This window comes from Microbacterium sp. ISL-59 (assembly GCF_018613945.1).
Taxonomy (GTDB): domain Bacteria; phylum Actinomycetota; class Actinomycetes; order Actinomycetales; family Microbacteriaceae; genus Microbacterium; species Microbacterium oxydans_B.
In genome coordinates this window covers 143,547-164,991 of the sequence record NZ_JAGGPG010000005.1, presented here as the reverse complement: position 1 = coordinate 164,991, position 21,445 = coordinate 143,547, and the positions used below count along the sequence as shown (strand labels likewise).

20 protein-coding genes and 1 tRNA gene are annotated in these 21,445 nt (G+C 69.1%); 15 read left to right on the top strand and 6 right to left on the bottom strand.

Annotation, left to right across the window (positions count from 1 at the left end; genetic code table 11):
- Positions 1-8: 8 nt before the first annotated feature.
- Entirely contained in the window at positions 9-1,049 is a 1,041-nt protein-coding gene (locus tag J7E45_RS17145) for a LacI family DNA-binding transcriptional regulator (RefSeq protein WP_215070936.1), read from the top strand.
- A 7-nt stretch (positions 1,050-1,056) separates the two neighbouring features.
- Complete coding sequence (locus J7E45_RS17140; protein WP_308162176.1) at positions 1,057-2,313, top strand: glycosyl hydrolase; 1,257 nt, start codon at positions 1,057-1,059, stop codon at positions 2,311-2,313.
- A 3-nt stretch (positions 2,314-2,316) separates the two neighbouring features.
- Here J7E45_RS17140 and J7E45_RS17135 read toward each other — a convergent pair whose 3' ends face one another.
- Complete coding sequence (locus tag J7E45_RS17135) at positions 2,317-3,165, bottom strand: spermidine synthase (RefSeq protein ID WP_215070935.1); 849 nt, start codon at positions 3,163-3,165, stop codon at positions 2,317-2,319.
- 56 nt (positions 3,166-3,221) lie between these two features.
- Between J7E45_RS17135 and J7E45_RS17130 the strand changes: the two genes are divergently transcribed.
- The 5 genes from J7E45_RS17130 to J7E45_RS17110 all read left to right on the top strand — a co-directional run bounded on the left by J7E45_RS17130 (position 3,222) and on the right by J7E45_RS17110 (position 9,670).
- The gene (locus J7E45_RS17130; RefSeq protein WP_215070933.1) at positions 3,222-5,045 is read left to right on the top strand and encodes an ABC-F family ATP-binding cassette domain-containing protein; all 1,824 of its coding nucleotides are present in this window, start codon (positions 3,222-3,224) and stop codon (positions 5,043-5,045) included.
- 40 nt (positions 5,046-5,085) lie between these two features.
- Complete coding sequence (locus tag J7E45_RS17125; protein ID WP_215070930.1) at positions 5,086-6,855, top strand: Na+/H+ antiporter; 1,770 nt, start codon at positions 5,086-5,088, stop codon at positions 6,853-6,855.
- Positions 6,856-6,958: 103 nt separating this feature from the next.
- A complete protein-coding gene (locus J7E45_RS17120) occupies positions 6,959-7,870 on the top strand; it encodes a MetQ/NlpA family ABC transporter substrate-binding protein (RefSeq protein WP_215070928.1) in 912 nt (303 codons plus the stop codon).
- A gap of 97 nt (positions 7,871-7,967) precedes the next feature.
- The gene (locus J7E45_RS17115) at positions 7,968-9,011 is read left to right on the top strand and encodes a methionine ABC transporter ATP-binding protein (RefSeq protein ID WP_091030959.1); all 1,044 of its coding nucleotides are present in this window, start codon (positions 7,968-7,970) and stop codon (positions 9,009-9,011) included.
- Positions 9,011-9,670: a methionine ABC transporter permease gene (locus tag J7E45_RS17110; protein ID WP_091030955.1), complete on the top strand. Its 660-nt coding sequence runs from the start codon at positions 9,011-9,013 to the stop codon at positions 9,668-9,670. Before J7E45_RS17115 ends, J7E45_RS17110 begins: the two co-directional genes overlap by 1 nt.
- Here J7E45_RS17110 and J7E45_RS17105 read toward each other — a convergent pair.
- Positions 9,657-10,580 (bottom strand): pseudouridine synthase, encoded by a 924-nt coding sequence (locus tag J7E45_RS17105; protein WP_215070925.1) that lies wholly within the window; start codon positions 10,578-10,580, stop codon positions 9,657-9,659. The genes J7E45_RS17110 and J7E45_RS17105 overlap by 14 nt on opposite strands.
- 89 nt (positions 10,581-10,669) lie before the next feature.
- Positions 10,670-11,419: an SDR family oxidoreductase gene (locus J7E45_RS17100; RefSeq protein WP_167634503.1), complete on the bottom strand. Its 750-nt coding sequence runs from the start codon at positions 11,417-11,419 to the stop codon at positions 10,670-10,672.
- 62 nt (positions 11,420-11,481) lie between these two features.
- Here J7E45_RS17100 and J7E45_RS17095 point away from each other — a divergent pair, with 62 nt between their 5' ends.
- Positions 11,482-11,958: an Rrf2 family transcriptional regulator gene (locus J7E45_RS17095; protein WP_091030945.1), complete on the top strand. Its 477-nt coding sequence runs from the start codon at positions 11,482-11,484 to the stop codon at positions 11,956-11,958.
- A 32-nt stretch (positions 11,959-11,990) separates the two neighbouring features.
- Here J7E45_RS17095 and J7E45_RS17090 read toward each other — a convergent pair whose 3' ends face one another.
- Positions 11,991-12,485, bottom strand: coding sequence for a MarR family winged helix-turn-helix transcriptional regulator (locus tag J7E45_RS17090; RefSeq protein WP_091030941.1), 495 nt, complete (start codon positions 12,483-12,485; stop codon positions 11,991-11,993).
- Positions 12,486-12,492: 7 nt separating this feature from the next.
- A complete protein-coding gene (locus tag J7E45_RS17085) occupies positions 12,493-12,990 on the bottom strand; it encodes a GNAT family N-acetyltransferase (RefSeq protein WP_091031289.1) in 498 nt (165 codons plus the stop codon).
- A 126-nt stretch (positions 12,991-13,116) separates the two neighbouring features.
- Here J7E45_RS17085 and J7E45_RS17080 point away from each other — a divergent pair.
- The 7 genes from J7E45_RS17080 (at position 13,117) to J7E45_RS17050 (ending at position 19,764) form a co-directional block, all read left to right on the top strand.
- A tRNA-Gln gene (locus J7E45_RS17080) sits at positions 13,117-13,188 on the top strand.
- Position 13,189: 1 nt separating this feature from the next.
- Positions 13,190-14,620, top strand: coding sequence for a bifunctional UDP-N-acetylglucosamine diphosphorylase/glucosamine-1-phosphate N-acetyltransferase GlmU (glmU, locus tag J7E45_RS17075; protein WP_215070923.1), 1,431 nt, complete (start codon positions 13,190-13,192; stop codon positions 14,618-14,620).
- A gap of 7 nt (positions 14,621-14,627) precedes the next feature.
- Positions 14,628-15,662, top strand: a complete 1,035-nt coding sequence (locus tag J7E45_RS17070) for a ribose-phosphate diphosphokinase (protein ID WP_029262597.1) — start codon at positions 14,628-14,630, stop codon at positions 15,660-15,662.
- Between the two features lie 93 nt (positions 15,663-15,755).
- Positions 15,756-16,229 (top strand): FMN-binding protein, encoded by a 474-nt coding sequence (locus J7E45_RS17065; protein ID WP_091030931.1) that lies wholly within the window; start codon positions 15,756-15,758, stop codon positions 16,227-16,229.
- Between the two features lie 14 nt (positions 16,230-16,243).
- Positions 16,244-17,125, top strand: a complete 882-nt coding sequence (locus J7E45_RS17060) for an FAD:protein FMN transferase (RefSeq protein WP_215070921.1) — start codon at positions 16,244-16,246, stop codon at positions 17,123-17,125.
- Positions 17,126-17,140: 15 nt separating this feature from the next.
- Positions 17,141-18,715, top strand: a complete 1,575-nt coding sequence (locus J7E45_RS17055; protein ID WP_215070919.1) for a flavodoxin reductase — start codon at positions 17,141-17,143, stop codon at positions 18,713-18,715.
- Positions 18,716-19,095: 380 nt separating this feature from the next.
- Positions 19,096-19,764 carry a DUF559 domain-containing protein gene (locus J7E45_RS17050; RefSeq protein WP_308162173.1) on the top strand — a complete coding sequence of 223 codons (669 nt, stop codon included), beginning with the start codon at positions 19,096-19,098 and terminating at the stop codon, positions 19,762-19,764.
- A 165-nt stretch (positions 19,765-19,929) separates the two neighbouring features.
- Here J7E45_RS17050 and J7E45_RS17045 read toward each other — a convergent pair whose 3' ends face one another.
- On the bottom strand, positions 19,930-21,438 hold the full coding sequence (locus tag J7E45_RS17045; protein WP_215070914.1) for a cell wall metabolism sensor histidine kinase WalK: 1,509 nt from the start codon (positions 21,436-21,438) through the stop codon (positions 19,930-19,932).
- Positions 21,439-21,445: the final 7 nt, after the last annotated feature.

Genomic DNA, 21,445 nt, shown 5'->3' with positions numbered 1-21,445 from the left:
CGGTGGTGATGAACGAGAACAGACCTGCCAGGGCGACCATCGCCGCCGTCGCTGCCCGAGCCGGGGTTTCCCCGTCGGCGGTGTCGCACGTCTTCAACGGGCGCCCCAACGTCTCGGCCGCCACCGAAGCCCGCATCCGGGCCGCCGCCGACGAGCTGCACTGGCGCCCCAACTATGCGAGCCGCAAGGTCAGCGGCCGGGGCGGGAGGAGCCTCGGCCTGGTCGTCGCCCGCTCCGGAGACACCTTCGAGCGCGACCCGTTCTTCATGCGTCTGATCGCCGGCCTCACCGAACCGCTCGCCGAGATCGGCTGGTCGCTGTCCCTGACGCTCGTGCGGGCCGAGGACGAGCAGCGCGTCTATCGGGAGTGGTGGAGCGAGCAGCGAGTGGATGCGTTCCTCCTCGTGGACGTTCGCGATGCCGATCCCCGTATCGGTCATCTGCGAGAGCTCGGTGCTCCTGCCGTCCTGCTCGGATCCCCGGTCGACGACGCGGTGCCGGCGGTGACCGTGCAGGACGACGCCGCGTACGACGAGGTGCTCGAGCATCTGGGGGCACTCGGCCATCGAGCCCTCGCGCGCGTCAGCGATTCGCCGGGGCTGCTCCATTCCCGCGATCGCGACCGCCGCTTCTCGGACGCCGCTCGTGAGCACGGCATGATCCCGACCATCCTGCATTGGGCGCCCGAGGCAACGGATCCCGTCGAGGACATCCTTGGACGGCTCGGCGACGCCACGGCGCTCCTCGTCGACAGTGAGGCGATGGCAGCCGAGATCATCGCGCATGCACCCGAGCTCGGCGTCCGGATTCCGGAGCAGCTGTCCGTGATCGCGTGGGAGGACTCCTGGGTGTCGACCCTCGTCCGCCCGCGGATCACCGCCCTGGATGCCCCGGTGGAGGAGAGCGCACGCACAGCCGTGAAGCTGCTCGCACAGCTCGTCGACGGGCAGCCCGCCGCGTCGCAGGTCGTCTCTGCGCGCCGCCTGATCGTCCGTGAATCCACAGCCCCGGCCCCCATGACCCCGCAGACCGCAGATCGAGAAGGATGACACACCCGTGACTGACCGCACTCCGCGTTTCGGAGCGAACTACACGCCCTCCCAAGACTGGATGTTCCAGTGGATGGACATCGACGCCGACGCGGTCCGAGCCGATTTCGAGGCACTGGCCGGCCTCGGGCTCGATCACGTCAGGGTGTTCCCGCTCTGGCCCGTGCTCCAGCCGAACCGCACCCTGATCCGGCGCAAGGCTCTGCAGGACATCGCTGTCGTGGCCGACGTGGCTGCCGAATTCGAGCTCGACATCGCCGTCGACGTCATCCAGGGCCACATGTCCGGGTTCGACTTCGTGCCCGCCTGGCTCGTCAACTGGCACGAGGGCAACATGTTCGTCGACGAGGCGGCCATCCAGGCGCAGGCCGCGCTCGTGAGCGCGGTCTACGACGCCGTGCGCGACCGCCCCAATCTGATCGGACTCACGCTGGGCAACGAGCTCAACCAGTTCCAGCTGCCGAACCCGGCGGCGATGCCGGCGGACAGCGATCAGATCGCCCACTGGCTGACGACGCTGCTGGAGGCGCCGGTCGACCCCGACCCGCGCCACCTGTTCACCCACAGCGAGAACGATCACCTCTGGTACCGCGACGGGCATCCGTTCCTCCCGGAGCACGCGTCTCGGCTGGGGGACATCACGACCGTCCACTCCTGGATCTTCAACGGCACGGCGAAGCGGTACGGCGGGCTGTCGTCGCAGTCGGTGCGTCATGCCGAGTGGATGATCGAGCTCTCGAAGGCCTTCGCCACGGATCCGCAGCGACTGGTTTGGCTCCAGGAGGTCGGGGCGCCGTCGATGAACCTGACGGATGCGGAGATGCCGGAGTTCGCCTCCCGCACCGTCGAGGCCGCGCTCAGCTCGCCGGGCCTCTACGGCATCACCTGGTGGTGCTCGCACGACGTGTCCCGATCCCTCGGCGACTACAAGGATCTGGAGTACTCCCTCGGTCTTCTCGACGTGGACAACGCCGTCAAGCCGCTCGGGCGCAGGTTCGCGGAGCTGGTCGCCGACGCGCGCGCCGGAGCGGGAACCACGGTGATGCCGCGGACCGTCGGTGTGGTGGTCGATGTCGACGACGACGATCTGCCGACCTCGCGCGCCGACCTCGCCCCCGGCGGACGGGTGTTCGAGCGCTGGCACGATCTGCGCGCGCAGGGTCGACCGGTGACGGTGGTGACATCGCGCACGGCCGCAGACCCTCGGGCGCTGGCGGATCGAGGCATCACTGCTCTCGACACGGTTCCGAACCGGGCGGGCTGAGCGCTAATCCCAGATGGGGTCGTCGGGGTCGGGGGAGTCCGTGCCGTCGGCGTCGGTCATGATGCGTGCGTCGGCGATCCATGACGTCAGCGAATCGTCGTGGAGCATGTGCGGTCGCGGTGCGCCGAGCAGATCGGGGTTCGTCACGACGTCCAGCGGCGCATCGCTCGCGAAGACGACGACGTTGCCGAGTGGTCCTTCGTCATCGTTCGGTTCCGCGTCGAGAACCACGGCGACGTGATCGAACACCGAGCTCAGCGTGGCCGCCTGTCGCCGTGAGTACTCGAACGGATGCCCGTCGAGCAGGTTCACCGCCACGACGCCGTCTGCGGCGGAGCGCGCGGCGACCCGGCGGTAGAACTCCTGACTGGCCACCCGATGTCGGATGACGGCGGCATCCCAGAGGTCGACGACGGTGAAGCGTGCATCCGTCCACTCGTCCGGAAGCTCCGCGTCGGCGACCGCTCGCGCATCGCCGAAGATGACCCGCAGATCGGCGCCGGCGGGCAGGGGCAGTGCCGCGATCACCGCTTCGTAGAGAGCGGGCTCGAACTCGACCACGAGCTGGGGTGATCCGGCACGCGTGGCCTCGACATAGCGCGCCAGCGTGAGTGCTCCGGCTCCCAGATGCACGGTGAACAGCGGTGCACCGGGCTCGGCCGCCGCATCCATCGCTCGGGCGATGTGCCGGGTGTAGTCGTATTCGAGCTCGGTGGGCTCCGTCATCGACACGACGGACTGCGGAATCCCATCGACGCTGAGTTCGTAGCGACCGGGTCGCTTTCTCGACTGCACCAGCTTCGCCTTGCGATTGTCGAGCATGAGCGAGAACACCCGGCGATTCCTTGGCACCCCTCGATTTTAGGCTGGCCGCCGCACACATCGCGCGCGGCTACCCTGGAGGGAACATGGCACATCTTCTCGGGGCTGAAGCCCTGCACCTCGAATATCCGACCAGGGTCGTCTTCGACTCCGTGACCCTCGGCATCGAAGAGGGTGACCGCATCGGCATCGTCGGCCGCAACGGCGACGGAAAGTCCAGCCTCCTCGGCATGCTCGCCGGCATCAAGGAGCCGAACTCCGGCCGCGTCACGGTGCGCGGCGGCACGCGCATCGGCGTGCTCGACCAGGCCGACAACCTGCCGGACGACCTCACGATCAGCGCCGCCGTGGTCGGCGACACCCCGGAGTACGAGTGGGCGGGTGACGCGCGAATCCGCGACGTGATCGACGGGCTCCTCACCGACCTGCCGTGGGATGCCGAGATCGGCTCGCTCAGCGGTGGCCAGCGGCGCCGGGTGTCTCTCGCGAAGCTGCTCACCGGCGACTGGGACGTCATCGCCCTCGACGAGCCCACCAACCACCTCGATGTCGAGGCGATCACGTGGCTCGCCGCGCATCTCAAGAAGCGCTGGTCTCAGAACTCGGGCGCGCTCATGGTCGTGACCCACGACCGGTGGTTCCTCGACGAGATCTGCACCGAGACCTGGGAGGTGCACGACCGCATCGTCGAGCCCTTCGAGGGCGGTTACGCCGCCTACATCCTGCAGCGCGTCGAGCGCGACCGCATGGCCTCGGCGACCGAGGCGAAGCGTCAGAACCTCGCCAAGAAGGAGCTCGCGTGGCTCCGCCGCGGCGCCCCTGCCCGCACGGCGAAGCCGAAGTTCCGCATCGACGCGGCCAACGAGCTCATCGCCGACGTGCCCGAGATCCGCGACAAGGTGTCGCTGCAGTCGCTCGCGGTCTCGCGCCTGGGCAAGGACGTGGTCGATCTGCTCGATGTCGGCGTGACATACCCGACGGCGGATGGCGGCGAGAAGGTCGTGCTCCGCGACATCGAGTGGCGCATCGCGCCGGGGGAGCGCACCGGCATCCTCGGGGTGAACGGCGCGGGCAAGTCCACCCTCCTCGGGCTCATCTCCGGCACGGTGGAACCCACGGTCGGCCGGGTCAAGCGCGGCACGACGGTGAAAGTGAAGACGCTCACCCAGCGCCTCGACGAGCTCACGCAGCACTGGAAGGACCCGGTGCGCGTGATCATCTCGGGTCTGCGCACCTCGTACTCGATGGGTGCCGGCTCCAAGGCGCAGGACCTCACGCCGGGGCAGCTGCTCGAGCGGCTCGGGTTCGACTCCGCCCAGCTCTCCACCCCGGTCAAGGACCTCTCGGGTGGCCAGCAGCGCCGTCTGCAGCTGCTGCTCGTGCTGCTCGACCAGCCGAACGTGCTGATCCTCGACGAGCCGACGAACGATCTCGACACCGACATGCTGGCCGCGATCGAAGACCTGCTCGACTCCTGGTCGGGCACGCTCCTGGTCGTCAGCCACGACCGGTACTTCCTGGAGCGCGTCACGGACCAGCAGTACGCGATCCTCGACGGACACCTGCGCCACCTTCCCGGCGGGGTCGACGAGTACCTGCGACTGCGCCACCTGCAGGCGTCGGCGGGCTCGAAGCAGACCGCGACGTCAGCAGCTACGGCGACGGCGACGGCAGCCGCCTCAGGTCTCGACGGTGCCGCTCTCCGCACCGCGCAGAAGGAGATCGCCTCCCTCGAACGGCGCATCCAGAAGCTGACGCAGCAGGTGAACGCCGCCAAGACCGCGCTCGCCGATCACGACCAGGCCGACTATGCGGGCCTCGGCGATCGCATGAAGAAGATCAGCGATCAGCAGGCCGAGATCGAGGAGTTGGAGCTGCGCTGGTTCGAACTCACCGAGGAGATCGGCTGACCGAGGAATATCCTTCTTCCAACGCTGTTGGGAGGTAGGGATGGAAGGCCTCGAAGTAACAGTCCTGCTCGGACTCACGATTCTCGTCGGAACCCTGATCGCCCCGCGCGTGCGTCTCGCGCTGCCCCTCGTCCTGGTCATCTTCGGACTGCTGCTCGGCTTCGTGCCGCAGCTGCGCGAGGTGCAGCTGCCGCCCGAGACGGTGCTGCTGCTGTTCCTCCCGGTGATGCTGTTCTGGGAGAGCCTCACGACGTCGCTGCGCTCGATCCGCCGCGACTTCCGCTACATCCTGCCGATGAGCACGGTGCTCGTGGTCGCGTCGGCCTTCGCGGTCGCCGGCATCGGGGTGCTGTTCGGGATGCCGTGGGAGATCGCGCTCATCCTGGGGGCCGCGGTCGCCCCGCCGGATGCCACGGCCGTGGCGGCGCTCGGGCGGCTGCTGCCGCGCCGCATGTTCATGAAGCTGAAGGCCGAGAGCCTCACCAACGACGGCACGGCGCTCGTGCTGTACGCGATCGCGGTGTCGCTCGCGCTCGGCGGCCAGATCACCCCGCTCTCGGTCACGCTCGACGTGCTGATCTCGTACGTCGGGGGGATCGGCGCCGGTGTCGCGATCGCCGGTCTGGGGTACCTGCTGCTGCGGCGCACCTCCTCGACGATCGTGATCAACGTCGCGCTGCTGCTGATCCCGTTCACGGCGTTCCTCGCGGCCGAGATGATCCACGCCTCCGGGGTGCTCGCGGTCGTGGTGGCCGGGCTCATCGTCGCCTACGTGTCGCCGCGGGTGACCACCGCGTCCTCCCGCCGACAGGCCGATGCGGCCTGGCCGTTCGGAGTGTTCCTGCTCAATGGCGCCCTGTTCGTGCTGATCGGCCTCGAGGTGCAGTACGTCGCGCACGAGATCTCGGTGGCGGCGATCGGCCGCCTCGTGCTGATCACGCTCGCGGTGTGGGCGACCCTCCTGGTCGTGCGCTACGTGTTCCAGGTGCTGAACGTGCTCTTCCAGCGCCAGGGCGGGGGGCGTCCGGCGCGTGGAGCCCGGTCGCGGGCCCGCGTCGTGTCCACCGTGGCCGGCATGCGCGGTGCGGTCTCCCTCGCGATCGCGCTGTCGGTCCCCGCCACGGTCACTGACGGCGGTGCGGTGTCGGGACGCGACGAGATCGTGTTCGTCACGGCAGGGGTCATCCTCCTGAGCCTGCTGGTGCAGGCCCCGATGCTCCCCGCACTCGTGCGCTGGGCACGGTTCCCCGCCGACCATGTCGAGGACGAGGAGTACGAGCTCGCCGAGCGGGCGATCTCGGGTGCGGCGCTCGCGGCCCTCGACGACCTCGCCGCCGAGCACGGCATCGGGCAGGAGGTCCGCGACCGTGTGCGCACCGAGGGATACGCGATGCTCGAGTTCGCGAACGCGCGCACGCTGGCGCGCGAGCAGGCAATCGTCGACGCGGAGGCCGACGCGCTGGACGAGATGCTCGGCGAGCCCGATCCGTTGAGCGCCGGAACCACCGATCCGGCCGACGAAGATCCGGGACCGAGCGGGGGAGTGGATCAGGCTACGGGACCCGATGGCACCGACGGCACGGTCCTGCAGATGATCGCGACCTCGGCCGACGTCGACCTCGCGCAGCGCTCGCCGCTGGTCCGGCACGAGGAGCACACGCGCCTCAAGCTCGCGTTGATCGACCGCAAGCGCGAGGTGCTGCTCGGCCTCCGCGGCGCCGGCACCGTCGACGACATGGTCGTGCGCCGCATCTCGGCTCGCCTCGACCTCGAGCAGGTGCGTCTGCAGGGGATCGAGGAGTTCGACTGACCCGCACCCGGGCGGGCTGTGACGCCGTGTGACGACTCGATTCCGCACGTTCGAGGGTGCCTGCCTAACGTATTCGAGTCCCCCCAAGAGAGGAACTCCTTCCATGTCACGCCGCACCACTTCCGTCATCGCCGCGCTCGCCGCGGTCCCGCTCTTCGTCGCACTCGCAGGCTGCGCGACGGCATCCTCCGAAGCCGGTTCCGGCAGCGCGGGCTCGACCGAGGACCAGGTCGTCAAGATCGGCGTCGTAGGCAAGGGCGACGAGCAGTGGCCCGCATTCGTCGATGCCGCGGCCGAGGAGGGCATCACCGTCGAGCTGGTCGACTTCGGCTCCTACGAGCAGCCCAACCCGGCTCTCAGCGAGGGCGAGATCGACCTCAACCAGTTCCAGCACATCGTGTACCTCGCGGAGTACAACAACGCCTCGGGTGCGGACCTGACCCCGATCGGGTCGACCGCGATCTACCCGCTCGGCCTGTACTCGACCAAGTACGACGATGTGAAGGACATCCCGAAGGGCGAGACCGTCGCCGTCCCGGACGACGCCTCCAACCAGGCCCGTGCGCTGAACGTGCTGCAGCAGGCCGGCCTCATCGAGCTGAAGAGCGGCGGCACTCCGTACTCCGACCTCGCCGATGTGGACACCGAGAAGTCCGAGGTCAAGGTCAAGGCGCTGGAGGCCGCGATCGTTCCGACGTCGCTCCCCGACGTCGCCGCGGCGATCATCAACAACGACTTCGTGGAGCCGGCCGGTCTCTCGTTCGAGGACGCGATCGCCCAGGACGACCCCGAGGATGCCGGCGCGCTGCCGTACGTGAACATCTTCGCCGCGCGCGCCGACGATGCCGACAACGAGACGTACCTCAAGCTCGTCGAGATCTTCCAGACGAACGAAGAGGTCCAGAAGGGCCTGCTGAAGTCGTCGGGCGGCACCGCCGTGGCGCTGCAGACCCCGGTCGACGACCTCGTCGCCTCGCTCGAGAAGGTCCAGAAGGACGCGGACTCGAAGAAGTAGGACGACGGGGAATCCCCCCTTCGTCCGATGAGGGAGAATCGGGTGCCGCGAACTGCGTCACCCGATTCTTCGTTCCCGAAGCAGACCGGAGCAGCCCATGCCGATCGTCACCCTGACGAACGTCTCCAAGACCTATCCGCCTCGAACCCGTGAGGGGTCCGAGGTCGTCGCCGTCGACGACGTGTCCCTCGAGATCGAGAAGGGCGACGTGTTCGGCATCATCGGCTACTCGGGCGCCGGCAAGTCCACGCTCGTGCGGCTGATCAACGCGCTCGAGCCGGCGACGAGCGGCACCATCACGGTGGACGGCGTCGACATCACCGCGCTCAAGGAGAGCGAGCTGCGCAAGGTCCGCGGCGGCATCGGAATGATCTTCCAGCAGTTCAACCTGTTCTCCTCGCGAAGCGTCAAGGCCAACATCGCCTACCCGCTCAAGCTCGCCGGCTGGTCCAAGGACGACATCGAGAAGCGGGTCGCCGAGCTGCTCTCCTTCGTCGGCCTGGCCGACAAAGCCAAGGCCTACCCCGAACAGCTCTCCGGCGGGCAGAAGCAGCGCGTCGGCATCGCCCGCGCGCTCGCGACAGGCCCCGCGATCCTGCTCGCCGATGAGGCCACCAGCGCTCTCGACCCGCAGACCACCCACGAGGTGCTCGACCTGCTCAAGCGGGTCAACCAGGAGCAGGGCGTCACGATCGTGATCATCACGCACGAGATGGACGTCATCCAGACCATCGCCACCCGGGTCGCGGTCATGGAGAACGGTCGTGTGATCGAGCACGGCGATGTGTTCGACGTCTTCTCCGCTCCGCAGAACCCGGCATCCCAGCGATTCGTCGGCACGGTCGTGAAGGGCGTGCCGTCGCCAGCCGAGCTCGCGGTGCTCCGCGAGCGTCACCGCGGCCGCCTGGTGACGTTCTCGTTCCGCGACGGCGACTCGTCGCAGGCGCAGGTGTTCCTCGATCTCGCCGGCGCGGGCCTCGACTTCGAGCTCGTGTTCGGCGGCATCAACGACATCCGCGGGCGCGCCTTCGGGCATCTGACGCTCGCGATCCGGGGTGACGCCGCGGCGATTGACGGGGCACTCGCCCGCATCGCCGAACGCGTCCAAGTGCTCGAGATCGCCGGAGAGGAGGCCCGCTGATGGAGCGTCTGAACGAACTGTGGCCCGAGTTCTGGGCGGCCGCACTCGAGACCCTGTACATGACGTCGTTCGCGCTGGTACTCGGCGGCATTCTCGGGCTGGCGATCGGCATCATCCTGTACGTCACGCGCCCCGGTGGACTCGCAGCGAACCGGGTCGTCTCGGTGCTCGCGAACCTCGTGGTGAACTTCTTCCGCCCGATCCCGTTCATCATCTTCCTCGTGGTTGCGCAGCCGCTGGCGCGCGCGGTCGTCGGCGTGGGTATCGGCACGACCGCCGGAGCCTTCATCATCGGTCTCGCCGCCGCGTTCGCGATCGGGCGCATCGTGGAGCAGCACCTCGTGTCGGTCTCGCCCGGAGTCATCGAGGCGGCGCGGGCGATGGGCGCCGGTCCGTGGCGCATCCTCTTCACCGTCGCCATCCCGGAGTCGCTCGGTCCGCTCATCCTCGGCTACACGTTCATCCTCGTGGCGCTGATCGATATGACGGCCATGGCGGGCCTCGTCGGCGGCGGCGGGCTCGGTGCGTTCGCGCAGATCTACGGCTTCCGGCAGTTCGAGCCGCTCGTCATGTGGGCGGCGATCGTCCTGATCGTGGTGTTCGTGCACCTAGTGCAGATGCTCGGCACGCGCCTGGCCCGCAAGGTCATGCGTCGCTGACGGGTGCTTCCTGCAAGGTGCGACGCGTGGTGAACACCCGGTCCGCGCCGCTGATCGGGTCCACGAAGCGCAGCTCGCGCGCCAGGAGCTGCAACGGGCGGTCGTAGTCGTCCGGCAGGTCTTCCTGCAGCTCGGGGTAGAAGCGGTCGTTCAGGATGCCGATGCCGAGGGCGGCGAGATGCACCCGCAGCTGGTGCATCTTGCCGCTGTGCGGGCGCAGCAGGGTGTGCAGTACGCGCTCGTCGGCGCGGATCAGCTCGACCAGCGTCTCGGAGTTCGGCTCCTTGGCGTCGTCGACCTGCACGCGTACCTGGCCGCGGAGCTTCTCGATGTTGTTGCGGTAGACGACGGGGAACGCGGGGAGAGGCCGGTCCGTGGGAAGCGCGGACACCGCCTCGTAGACCTTCTGCACCTGCCGCTTCTCGAACAGCAACTGGTAGGCGCCGCGGGTGGCGGGGCGCGTCGAGAACATCAGCAGCCCGGCGGTGGCGCGATCCAGCCGGTGGATCGGCGCGAGGTCGGCATTGTCGAGCAGATTGCGCAGCCGCACCAGCGCGGAGTTCTGCAGGAACTTGCCGCCCGGCGTGGTGGGCAGGAAGTGCGGCTTGTCGACGACGACGAGATGGTCATCCTGGTGCAGGATCTCGATCTCGAACGGCATCCGGGTCTCGACGGCGGGTTCGCGGTAGTACCAGACGAACTCTACGCTGCCGAGCGGCGCATCACGGGGGACGGACGACCCGTCGACCCGCACGATGTCGCCGCGGTCGAACCGCTCGAGTAGACGCTCGGGATCGAGGTGGAAGAAGCGCTCGACCATGTACGAGGCGACCGTGGGCCAGGCGCCCGTGAGCGGCACGTGCAGTCGGGTCGCTCCCACGCCGTCGCGCACCGGGAGGGGAGAGGGCATGCCCATCAGTCGGCCTCCGGAGAACAGTGTCGCGGGTCGCGAACGGGATCGTCCCAGCCTAAGCGAACCGCGACGCTGTTCTCCGTCGGTCAGAGGGCGCCCGCAGCGAGCCAGTCGTCGAACGACGTCGGAGCCAGGCGAGCGTCGGGAGCGGGGAGGAGGACCTCTCCGGCGAACTCGACGCCGAGCGCGGCGTCTCGCCACGCGGCACGCAGCGGCAGCTCTCGTCCGCGCGCCGCGAGGGTGCGGCGAGCCATGTCGACCGCGTCCTCGGTGCGCGGCCCCGCGATGTCGAACGATGCGGAGAGCGGCGCTTCGACGGCGGTCGCGACCAGCGCGGCCGCGACGTCTGCCGGGGCGATCGGCTGCAGCAGGAGCGGAGGGACGATCCCCTCACCGTCGACGACGGTCCACTCCGCGATCATCGCCGGGAAGTCGTGGAACTGGGTGGCGCGCACGATCGTGAAGGGCATCGCGCCGGCGGTGACCTCGCGCTCCTGGGCGCGCTTGCCGAAGTAGTGCGGGTTTCCGGCGACGGAGTCGAGTGCGGCGATCGACAGCGCGACATGGTGGCCGACGCCCGCCTCGGTCTCGGCCGTGAGGAGGTTGCGGGTGATCGTCGCGAAGGCGTGTTCCGCCTCGGCGATGTCGGCGACCGGGGGATTGGTCGCGTCGATCACGGCATCGACATCCTCGAGCCGCTGGCGCAGACCGACGCCGGTGAGCAGATCGATTCCCTCGCCGCGGCTCAGGGAGACCGCGACGTGTCCGGCTCGCGCTAGCTCCGCCACGACCAGTCGTCCGATCCGGCCCGTTCCACCAGCCACTGCGATGCGCATGCTCACTCCTCAATCATGGATATTACGTGTCCACAATAGGGGGAGGTGGATACACTGGGCAAGTGAAACTTCCGGAGACATCCGAATGGGTGCTGCACACGGTCGCCGTGATCGCGCAGCTCCCCGGAGGGGCGACCGTCTCCGGGGCGCAGCTGGCAGAGCACTTCGGTGTTCCGGGCCCGTACCTGTCGAAGCAGCTCGCCAAGCTCGTGCGCGCCGGCATCCTCACCGGCAGCACCGGACCCCGCGGTGGGTTCCGCCTGGCCAGGGAGCCGGAGCGCATCAGCATCCTCGACCTCGTCACCGCGGTCGACGGCGCCGCCGATCCCTACGTCTGCCGTGAGCTGCGGCAGCAGGGGCGCGGGGCGGCGCGACCCGAGGACTGCACACGGCCCTGTGCGCTCGCCGCGGTCATGCGCCGGGCGCACGAGGCATGGCGAGAGTCGCTGGCGGGCGTCACCGTCGCCGAGATCGTCGCAGGTCTTCCGGTCGGCGTCCCGGAGAAGAACCGCCGGTTGCTCCTGGAACCCGCACGCTGAGACAGCGGCGCGGCGAGCTCAGGAGCAGCCGCTCACGTGTCGAAGCTCAGACTCAGCTTGCGCAGCAGTCCGGCGAGGCGATCCCGGTCCGAGCGCGAGAGGGCCTGCAGCAGGTCGGCCTCCACGTCGACGAGGCGGGTGATGGCGGCGTCCACCCGGATGCGCCCGTCGTCGGTCAGGATCACCAGCACGCTGCGTCCGTCGCCGGGGTCGGCCTCGCGGCGCACGAAGCGGCGGCCGACCAGTCGGTCGATCCGGTTGGTCATCGTGCCGCTCGAGACCAGGGTCTGCTGCAGCAACTGCTTGGGGGAGAGCTGGAACGGCGCGCCTGCGCGGCGCAGGGCCGAGAGCACGTCCCACTCCCAGTGCTCCAGGTCGCTGCGACGGAACACGTCGCGGCGGGCGCGGTCCAGATGGCGCGAGAGGCGGTCCATCCGGGAGAGCACCTCGAGGGGTGAGAAGTCGAGGTCGGGACGCTGCGTGTTCCACGCGCCGACGATCCGGTCGACCTCATCCACCTCGCTCATCCGCCCATTATCGCGTGTGCGGGTCGTGCGCGACGGACGCCTCCGGCAGGTCGAGGGTCATGAAGGTGCTGTACGGGTCGGGGAGGTAACGGCCGAACGGGCCCGATTCACGGAACCCGACCGCCGCATACATCCCGCGTGCGGGGATGAAGAAGTCGTCGCTGCCGGTCTCGAGCGAGAGTCGGCGGATGCCGCGCTCCTGCGCATCGGCGAGGAGGAAGGCCAGCATCGACTTCCCGAGTCCTCGGCCGCGCAGCGCCGGATCGGTGCGCATCGACTTGAGCTCCTCGTGGCCGTCTTCGACCGTGACCAGCGCGCCGGTGGCGACGGGGCGGTCGTCGATCGAGCCGGCGAAGAGCCGGACACCGGGGGCGAGCAGGCGCTCGAAGACCAGCGCATGACGGCTCTCCGCGGGTGCGGTGTGCTCCAACTCGGCGTGGTGGGCGACCAGGAATTCTGCGAGGGCCGGGGTCGCCGTCTCGACCCTTTCGATCACGATGCTCATGGTGTCAGCATTCCAGAGCAGTGTTTCCGAACCATGACGGCGCAGGGCGGCCGTCATCCGCGCACATCGGAACACAGGCCGGAGCATGGCAGACTTGACCCCGCGGTGCCCTCCTGGGCGGCGCGGTCCGCCGTGGTGTAATGGCAGCACGACAGCCTTTGGAGCTGTTAGGTCTAGGTTCGAGTCCTGGCGGCGGAGCATGACTGGGAACAATCTCGCCATCATCGTCCTCGCTGCAGGCCAGGGCACACGCATGAAATCGCGTCTGCCCAAGGTGCTGCACCCGATCGGCGGACGTCCTCTGGTGGGGCACGTGCTCACCACCGCGGGGCGGCTGCACGCCGCGCACGTCGAGGTGGTCGTGCGACACGAGCGCGATCAGGTCGTCACGGCCCTCGCGAAGGACTACCCCGACGCGGTGTTCGTCGATCAGGACGACGTGCCGGGAACCGGGCGGGCCGTGCAGGTGGCGGTCGACGCCCTTCCCGGCGACTTCGAGGGCGATGTGCTCGTGCTCTCCGGAGACTGCCCGCTCGCCGACGCCGACACGCTCTCCGCGTTCGTGGAGGAGCACCGTGCGTCCGGCGCGCCGGCCACGCTGATGACCGCATTGGTCGACGACCCGACGGGTTACGGACGCGTCGTCCGCGATGCCGACGGTGGGGTCGACCGCATCGTCGAGCAGAAGGACGCGAGTGCGGAAGAAGCCGCCGTCCGCGAGATCAACGCCGGGATGTACGTGTTCCGGGCCTCGACGCTGCGCACCTACCTGCCGCAGCTCAGTCTCGACAACGCGCAGGGCGAGATGTACCTGACCGATGTGCCCGGCCTGCTCCGCCGCGACGGCGACCGGGTGGCGGCATCCGTCGTCTCCGACATCTCGGTGACGTTCGGGGTGAACGACCGCGCACAGCTGACCGAGGTCGGTCGCCTGCTCAACCAGCGCATCGTGCGTCGCTGGCAGCTCGAGGGCGTCACCGTCATCGACCCGAACACCACCTGGATCGACGACGACGCGAAGCTCTCGCCCGACGTCACGCTCCTTCCGAACACCCACATCCTGGGTGCCACGTTCATCGCCGCAGGCGCCGTGATCGGACCCGACACGACCCTCGTCGACTGCGAGGTCGGCGAGGACGCGACCGTCCGTCGCACGGATGCCACCCTCGCCGTGATCGGCGCGGAGGCCACGGTCGGCCCGTTCTCGTTCCTCCGTGCCGGCACCGTCCTCGGCGCCAAGGGCAAGATCGGCGCCTACGTCGAGACGAAGAATGCCGAGATCGGCGAGGGCAGCAAGGTCCCGCACCTCTCCTACGTCGGCGACGCCACGATCGGCCGCGGCGTCAACCTCGGTGCGAGCACCATCACGGCGAACTACGACGACGTGAACAAGCACCGCACCGAGATCGGCGACGAGGTGCACACCGGCTCGCACACGGTGCTCGTCGCGCCCGTTAGGCTGGGAGCTGGCGCGAAGACCGGCGCCGGCGCGGTCGTCCGCAAGGATGTCCCGGCCGGAGCACTGGCCATGACCGTCGCACCCCAGCGCAACATCGAAGGCTGGGTCGCGAAGAACAGAGCAGGGACGGGCGCGGCGGATGCTGCGTCCCGCGAGAATTCGGCGGAATAGGCGGAGCATGGCGCGCAAGAAGAAGACGGTCGATCTGGATCGCGACAACGGCGTGGCTCCCGGCATCATCGCGAAGACGAAGAAGCGACTCGTCGTCGCGGGCGGGCGTTCGCACCCGGCGCTCACGGCGGCCGTCGCCGAGGCGCTCGGCACGGAGATCGCCCCGGTCGAGCACCGCACGTTCGCCTCCGGTGAGATCTACGCGCGCTTCGAGGTCTCGATCCGCGGCGTCGATCTCTTCCTGATCCAGACGTTCGGCGAGCCGGTCAATGAGTGGCTCATGGAGACGCTCATCATGATCGACGCCGCCAAGCGCGCCTCGGCCAAGCGCATCACCGTCGTGGCTCCGTACTATCCGTATTCGCGTCAGGACAAGAAGGGCCGCGGTCGTGAGCCGATCAGTGCCCGCCTCGTCGCCGACCTGCTGAAGACGGCCGGTGCCGATCGCGTCATGAGCGTCGATCTGCACGCGGCGCAGATCCAGGGCTTCTTCGACGGGCCCGTCGACCACCTGTTCGCCAAGCCCGTGCTGCTGGACTACTTCCAGCGCACGCTCTCGCCGGCAGACCGCGAGATCCTCACGGTCGTCTCGCCCGACATGGGTCGTGTGCGCGTCGCCGACACCTGGTCGGACAGCCTCGGTGCTCCGCTCGCGATCATCCACAAGCGCCGTGACCCGAAGGTGGCCAACCAGGTCTCCGTGCACGAGATCGTCGGCACGGTCGAGGGGCGCACCTGCCTCCTCGTCGACGACATGATCGACACCGGTGGCACGATCGTCAAGGCCGCCCAGGCGCTCAAGGCAGCCGGGGCGCACCGTGTGATCGTCGCGGCGACCCATGCGATCTTCAGTGACCCGGCATCCGATCGCCTGCAGGACTCGTCGATCGACGAGGTCGTCATCACCGACACGATCCCGCTCACCGAGTCGCGCCGATGGGACAACCTCACGATCCTCCCGATCGCTCCGCTGCTCGCCCGCGCCATCCACGAGGTCTTCGAAGACGGCTCCGTGACGAGCATGTTCGGCGGCGACGCGTAACGCATCGTCACGGCACAGCCCGCGCATAGACGCGGTGCTTACGGTCGAAGGGTCGGCGATCCCGTCGACAGACACCGCGCCGGGAGGACCAGCATGATCCGCACGACCGTACCGACCTCTGTCCGCAAGGGATCCGCGATCCTCGGGATCGCGGGACTGTTCGTCCTCGCCGGATGCTCCGGCCCCGCCGACGCGGGTGACGCCTCGAACGACACCGGCAGCACGCCGGACGCCGGTTCGTCGGAGTCCTCCGGTGGCGACGCCACCGCCACCTACGCCGACGGCACCTACACGGCCGACGGTTCGTACCAGACGCCCGAGACTGTCGAGCAGATCTCCGTCACGCTGACCCTCGCCGACGGTGTCGTGACCGACGTCGAGGTCACGGGCGACCCGCAGGCCCCCGAGACCGAGCAGTATCAGGGTCAGTTCATCGACGGCATCGCCGACGAGGTCGAGGGCAAGTCGATCGATGACCTGAACGTCAGCCGGGTCGCCGGCTCCTCGCTCACCAGCGGCGGATTCAACGACGCCGTCGAGTCGATCAAGGAGCAGGCGGCCGCCTAGGCGCCTGAGCCCGCATGGCGAGCTGGCGCTTCGAGGCGATCGGAACGCACTGGGAGATCGAGACGACGGCTCCGCTCGCGGACTCCGTGCGTGCGGCGGTCGACGCCGAGATCGAGCGCTTCGACCGCGAGTGGTCGCGGTTCCGCGCCGACTCGGACGTGACGCGGCTCGGCCGGGAGGGCGGTTCTTTCGCCTCGCCGGACGCCGGTCCGATGCTCGATGCGTACCGCGAGCTCTCGGCGGCGACGGGCAGCGCCGTCAACCCGCTCGTGGCGGTCAGTCTCGAAGCGCTCGGGTACGACGCGGGCTATTCGCTCGTCGGCGGTGACCCGGTGCGTGCTCCGGAGGCCTGGCAGGCGCAGGTGTCGTGGACGACCGGCGAGGTCGCGGCATCCGCCCCTGCCCTCCTCGACGTCGGCGCCCTCGGCAAGGGGCGACTGGTCGACCTCGTGATCGACACGCTCGCTGACGTTCCGGGCGATGTGGTGGTCGATGCCGGCGGCGACATCCGGGTGCGGGGATCGGGTGTGCGGATCGGGCTCGAGCATCCGTACGACGCGACGAAGGCGATCGGCGTCGTCGAGGTGCGCGACCAGGCGCTGTGCGCCTCCGCGGTGAACCGGCGGGCGTGGGGGAGCGGACTGCACCACGTGCTCGACGCCCGCACCGGGCTGCCGGTGCGCACGTGGGCGGCGACCTGGGCGCTGGCCCCCGACGCGATGACGGCGGATGCCGTCTCGACCGCGCTGTTCTTCGACGGCGGACCGGAGCTCGCCGGCGCCTGGGGTGTGGAATGGGTGAGGATGAGCACCGACGGCCGGGTGCAGCGCTCGCCCGGCTGCCCCGCGGAACTGTTCATCGCGGGGGCGAACACGCGCCCCGCCGCGCCGAACTAGGGAAGAGTGGAGAACGTGATCACCTCATTCGCCGCCGCACGACAGCGGGTCCTCGCGGTCCTGGGGTCGCTGTCGATGTATCGCCTCGTGCTGTTCGCCCTGATCGCCCTCGCCGTGATCGCGTTCGCGCTCTCGATGCTCGGGGTGATCGTCTCGCCCACGCCGCTCGAGATGGTGGCGTCTTTCCTGGTGCTCGCGATCGTGATCTCGGTCGTCGACGCCGTCGCCCAGCGCATCCTGCGGCTCCCGTGGCGCATCGAATCCTCCCTCGTCACGGCGCTCATCCTGCTGTTCGTGCTCCGCCCCGGCGTCGAGCTCGGCGCCCTTCTCGGGCTCGCCCTCGCCGGAGCCGTCGCGAGCGTGTCGAAGTACCTGATCGCATGGCGCGGTCGACACATCTTCAACCCGGCGGCCTTCGGTGCGGCCGTCGTCTCGATCCTCGGCGCCTTCGGGGCGTTCGAGTGGCTGGGCACCTCGTCGTCCTGGTGGGTCGGGACTCCGGTGCTGACCATCCCCGTGCTCATCCTGGGCCTCGCGGTGCTGTGGCGAACCGAGAAGGTGCGGGTGGTGCTGGTCTTCGTGCTGGTCGCCGTCGCCACCTCGGTCGTGCGCCAGGCCGTGCAGGCCGTGCAGTTCGACATCGGCTTCGACGTGCTCACCGCGCTGCAGTTCGCGGTGCTGCAGTCGCCGTTCCTGTTCCTCGGGGCGTTCATGCTCTCCGAGCCGCTCACGCTTCCGCCGCGTCGCCGTCAGCAGCTCGTGGTGGCCGTCGTGGTGGGTCTTCTCGCGGGATGGCCGATCTCGGTCGCCGGCCTGTTCACACTCGGCCAGGAGCGGGCTCTCCTGATCGGAAACCTGGTGGCCTTCGCCTTCGCGCTGCGCGGGTCCGTGCGGCTCGTGCTCGAACGACGCGAATTCATCACCCCGACCGCGCAGGAGCTGACCTTCCGAGCCCGGGGTCGGGTCCGGTTCCTCCCGGGGCAGTACCTCGAGCTGGACGTCCCGCATCACCGCCCCGACGCGCGCGGCACCCGGCGGGAGTTCAGCATCGTGTCGGCGCCGGCAGACCTCCCGACGCTGCGCATCGCCTACAAGAACGGCGACCAGAAGCATCCGTCGAGCTACAAGCGGGCTCTCGCCGCTGCGGAGCCGGGCGCGACGTTCGCGGTCACGGGCACCTGGGGAGACTTCATCCTGCCGCGCAGCGATCACCCGGTGCTGATGGTCGCCGCGGGCATCGGCGTGACGCCGTTCGTCTCCCAGCTGCGGCAGCTCCAGGCCGCGGGGCAGCAGCGCGACGTGGTGCTCGTGTACGTGGCATCCGAGGCGTCCGAGCTCGCCTTCCGCGATGAGCTCGCCGCGACCGGCGTGCGCACGGTCGTGTTCACCCGCGACGAGCCGCTCGACCTGCCCGCGCACTGGGCCTGGGCGCAGGGCGCACGACTGGACGCCGAGACACTGGAGCGCACGGTCCCCGACCTCGGCAGCCGCCACGCGTTCATCTCCGGGCCCCCGCGCCTGATCGCCGACCTCGCTCCCGCGCTGCAGAAGGCCCGCGCCCTCACGACCGACGCCTTCGCCGGCTACTGATCCGGCTGTACCGGCCGGCCCATCCGTCCCGGCCGGTACACCCGTCGGGAGAACGGACGGATGTCGGATGAATCGCCGCGAGCTGCCCGACATCTGTGCATCCTCCCGACAAGTGCACGGCGCATCCACTTCTGCACATCCCGCATCCACCTCGGATCGGCTCACAACGGCGGAATCGAGCTCGCTCAGCCGTTTCGGGGCATCAGGATCGGTGGATGCTCAGCGCTCTATCCGCGACAGGCCTGCATGGCGGAGTCGTCCGGGGAACACAGCTTAAGAAGTACGGAATCGATCGTCGGATGCGCGCGAGCGCGGTTCGTGCCGGTGCCCTGATCCGTGTGAGAACAGGAGTGTTCGCCGCGCCGAACGCAGACACGAGCGTGGTTGAGGCCGCCGCGCACGGCGGGGCCCTCACCTGCGCGCACGCGTTGCGTCTGCACGGCGTCTGGGCGCTCGATCCCGGTGGACCTGTTCACGTCTGGCTAGGGGCGAAGGGTCGCACCCATCACGCGCAGTGCGAATGTGTCGCGCATTACGACGCGGGGCACGCCGGTGTCGGACTCGCGCCGCTGGAGGAGGTGCTGATCCACGTCTACCGGTGCGCCGGAGACGAGGCGTTCTTCGCTGCTGTCGAGTCCGCACTGGTGCAACAGAAGATCAACGGTGCGGCGCTGCGCCGGATCCGTCGCCGACTACCGGCCCGCGCGCACTGGTTGATCGACCTGGCGCGATCGGATGCCGACAGCGGCCTCGAGTCGCTGCTCAGGCTGCGCCTGCACCTGCACGGCATCAGCCTGGACTGCCAGGTGACCATCCCGACCGTCGGGAGAGTGGATTTCGTGCTCGACGGACGTCTGATCCTCGAGGCCGATGGGAAGGGCAACCATGACGGCCCCGCGCATCGCCACCGTGATCTCGTGAGGGATGCGGCAGCGTCGGCTCTCGGCTACGAGACGCTGAGGTTCGATTACGCGCAGATCGTCCACGCCTGGCCCACTGTCGAGGCCGCGGTGCTCGCCGCCGTCGCACGCCTGCGCGCCCGAGGCTGACGTCTTCGCGGTCACGCGTGTGAGCATCGGTCGGGAGAACGGACGGATGTCGGACGAATCACCGTGAGATGCTCCGACCGCCGTGCATTCTCCCGACACGTGTGCACGCGAACGGATGCGGCGGATGGCAGGACGCCGCGGGTGGCGGAGCAGACCGGCCGGCCGTCAGGCTTCGGACGCGTCGTCTTCGGCGGTCGTGGCCGCGGGGTTGACCGGGATGCGCACGGTGAAGGTGGTGTCGCCGGGGTCGCTGGCCACGGAGATCGTTCCGTGGTGGCCCTCGACGATGGCCTTGACGATCGCCAGGCCCAGTCCGGTCCCTCCGGTCTGGCGAGCGCGGGAGCTGTCGCCGCGGGCGAAGCGTGCGAAGAGCTCATCGCGGATGGCGGGATCGATGCCGGGACCGTCATCGTGCACGCGCAGCACGGCGTCGTCACCCTCCCGCGCGACGCTCAGGGTGATCCTGGTGCCCGCAGGCGTGTGTGTCCGGGCGTTCGCGAGAAGGTTCGCGACGACCTGGTGCATCCGGCCCGCATCGCCGACGACCGTGACGGGCTCGTCCGGCACCTCGATGCTCCAGTGGTGGTCGGCGGCCGTCGGTCGAGCATCCGAGAGTCCTTCGAGAGCCAGCTGGGTGAGGTCGACGGTGCCGTAGACCAGCTCCTGCCCCTCGTCGAGCCGTGCGAGCAGCAGCAGGTCCTCGACGAGACGGGTCATCCGCAGAGACTGCGCCTGGATGCGCTCCAGCGATGAGGTCGTGCTCTCGATGACCTCGGGCCCCTGCTCCGCGGCCGGATGCCGGTGCAGTGCGCGCAGCGACAGTTCGGAGTACCCGCGGATGGAGGCGAGTGGCGTGCGCAGCTCATGACTGGCATCGGCGACGAACCGGCGCATCCGCTCCTCGTTCTTCTGTCGCGAGGCCAGCGAGGCGTTGACGTGGTCGAGGAGTTTGTTCAGTGAGGCGCCGACCAGGCCGGTCTCGGTGCGCGGATCGGCTTCGGATGCCGGCACCCGCTCGGTGATCGTGACCTCGCCCCGATCGAGCTGCTGATTCGCGACCCTGGTCGCGGTGACCGCGACGGCGCGGAGCGGGCGCAGGCTCACCCGGATGGTGATCGCGGTCGTGAGCGCCAGCAGGATCAGACCGCCGATCGTGGCGAGGGCGATCACGGTGAGCAACTGCGTGAGCTGGCTCTGGATCTCATCGCGGGGGAGCCCGGTCACGGCGAGGACGCCGTTGGTCGAGGGCAGTGCCATGACCCGATACGAGCCGAGGTCGGTGAGGGAGACCGTGGCGACGGACGTGCCCTTCAGTGCGGCGGCGATCTCGCTCAGCTGCTCGCCGGTCAGCGGCTGCAGGGTGCCCCTGAGCTCGTCGGCGGCGGTGCTCTTCACGAGCGAACCGCTGAAGCCGGTCACGGGGCTCGAGACGACGAACAGGAGCCCGGCCGGCGGCGAGTAGCGGCCGGCCAGAAGCACGTTCTGCGCGGTCGCCGAAGACGGGTCGAAGGCCTCGGTGACGCTCACCAGCGCGTGCGCGCTGTTGTTCAGCTTCTGGTCGAGCTGGTCCTCCATGGTCTTGCCCAGCGTCGCGCTGGTGATGACGGCGACGATGATGAGGATCAGCGATACGAACCCGATCACGGCGGTCATCAGCCGTGTCTGCAGGCTCATCGGTCGT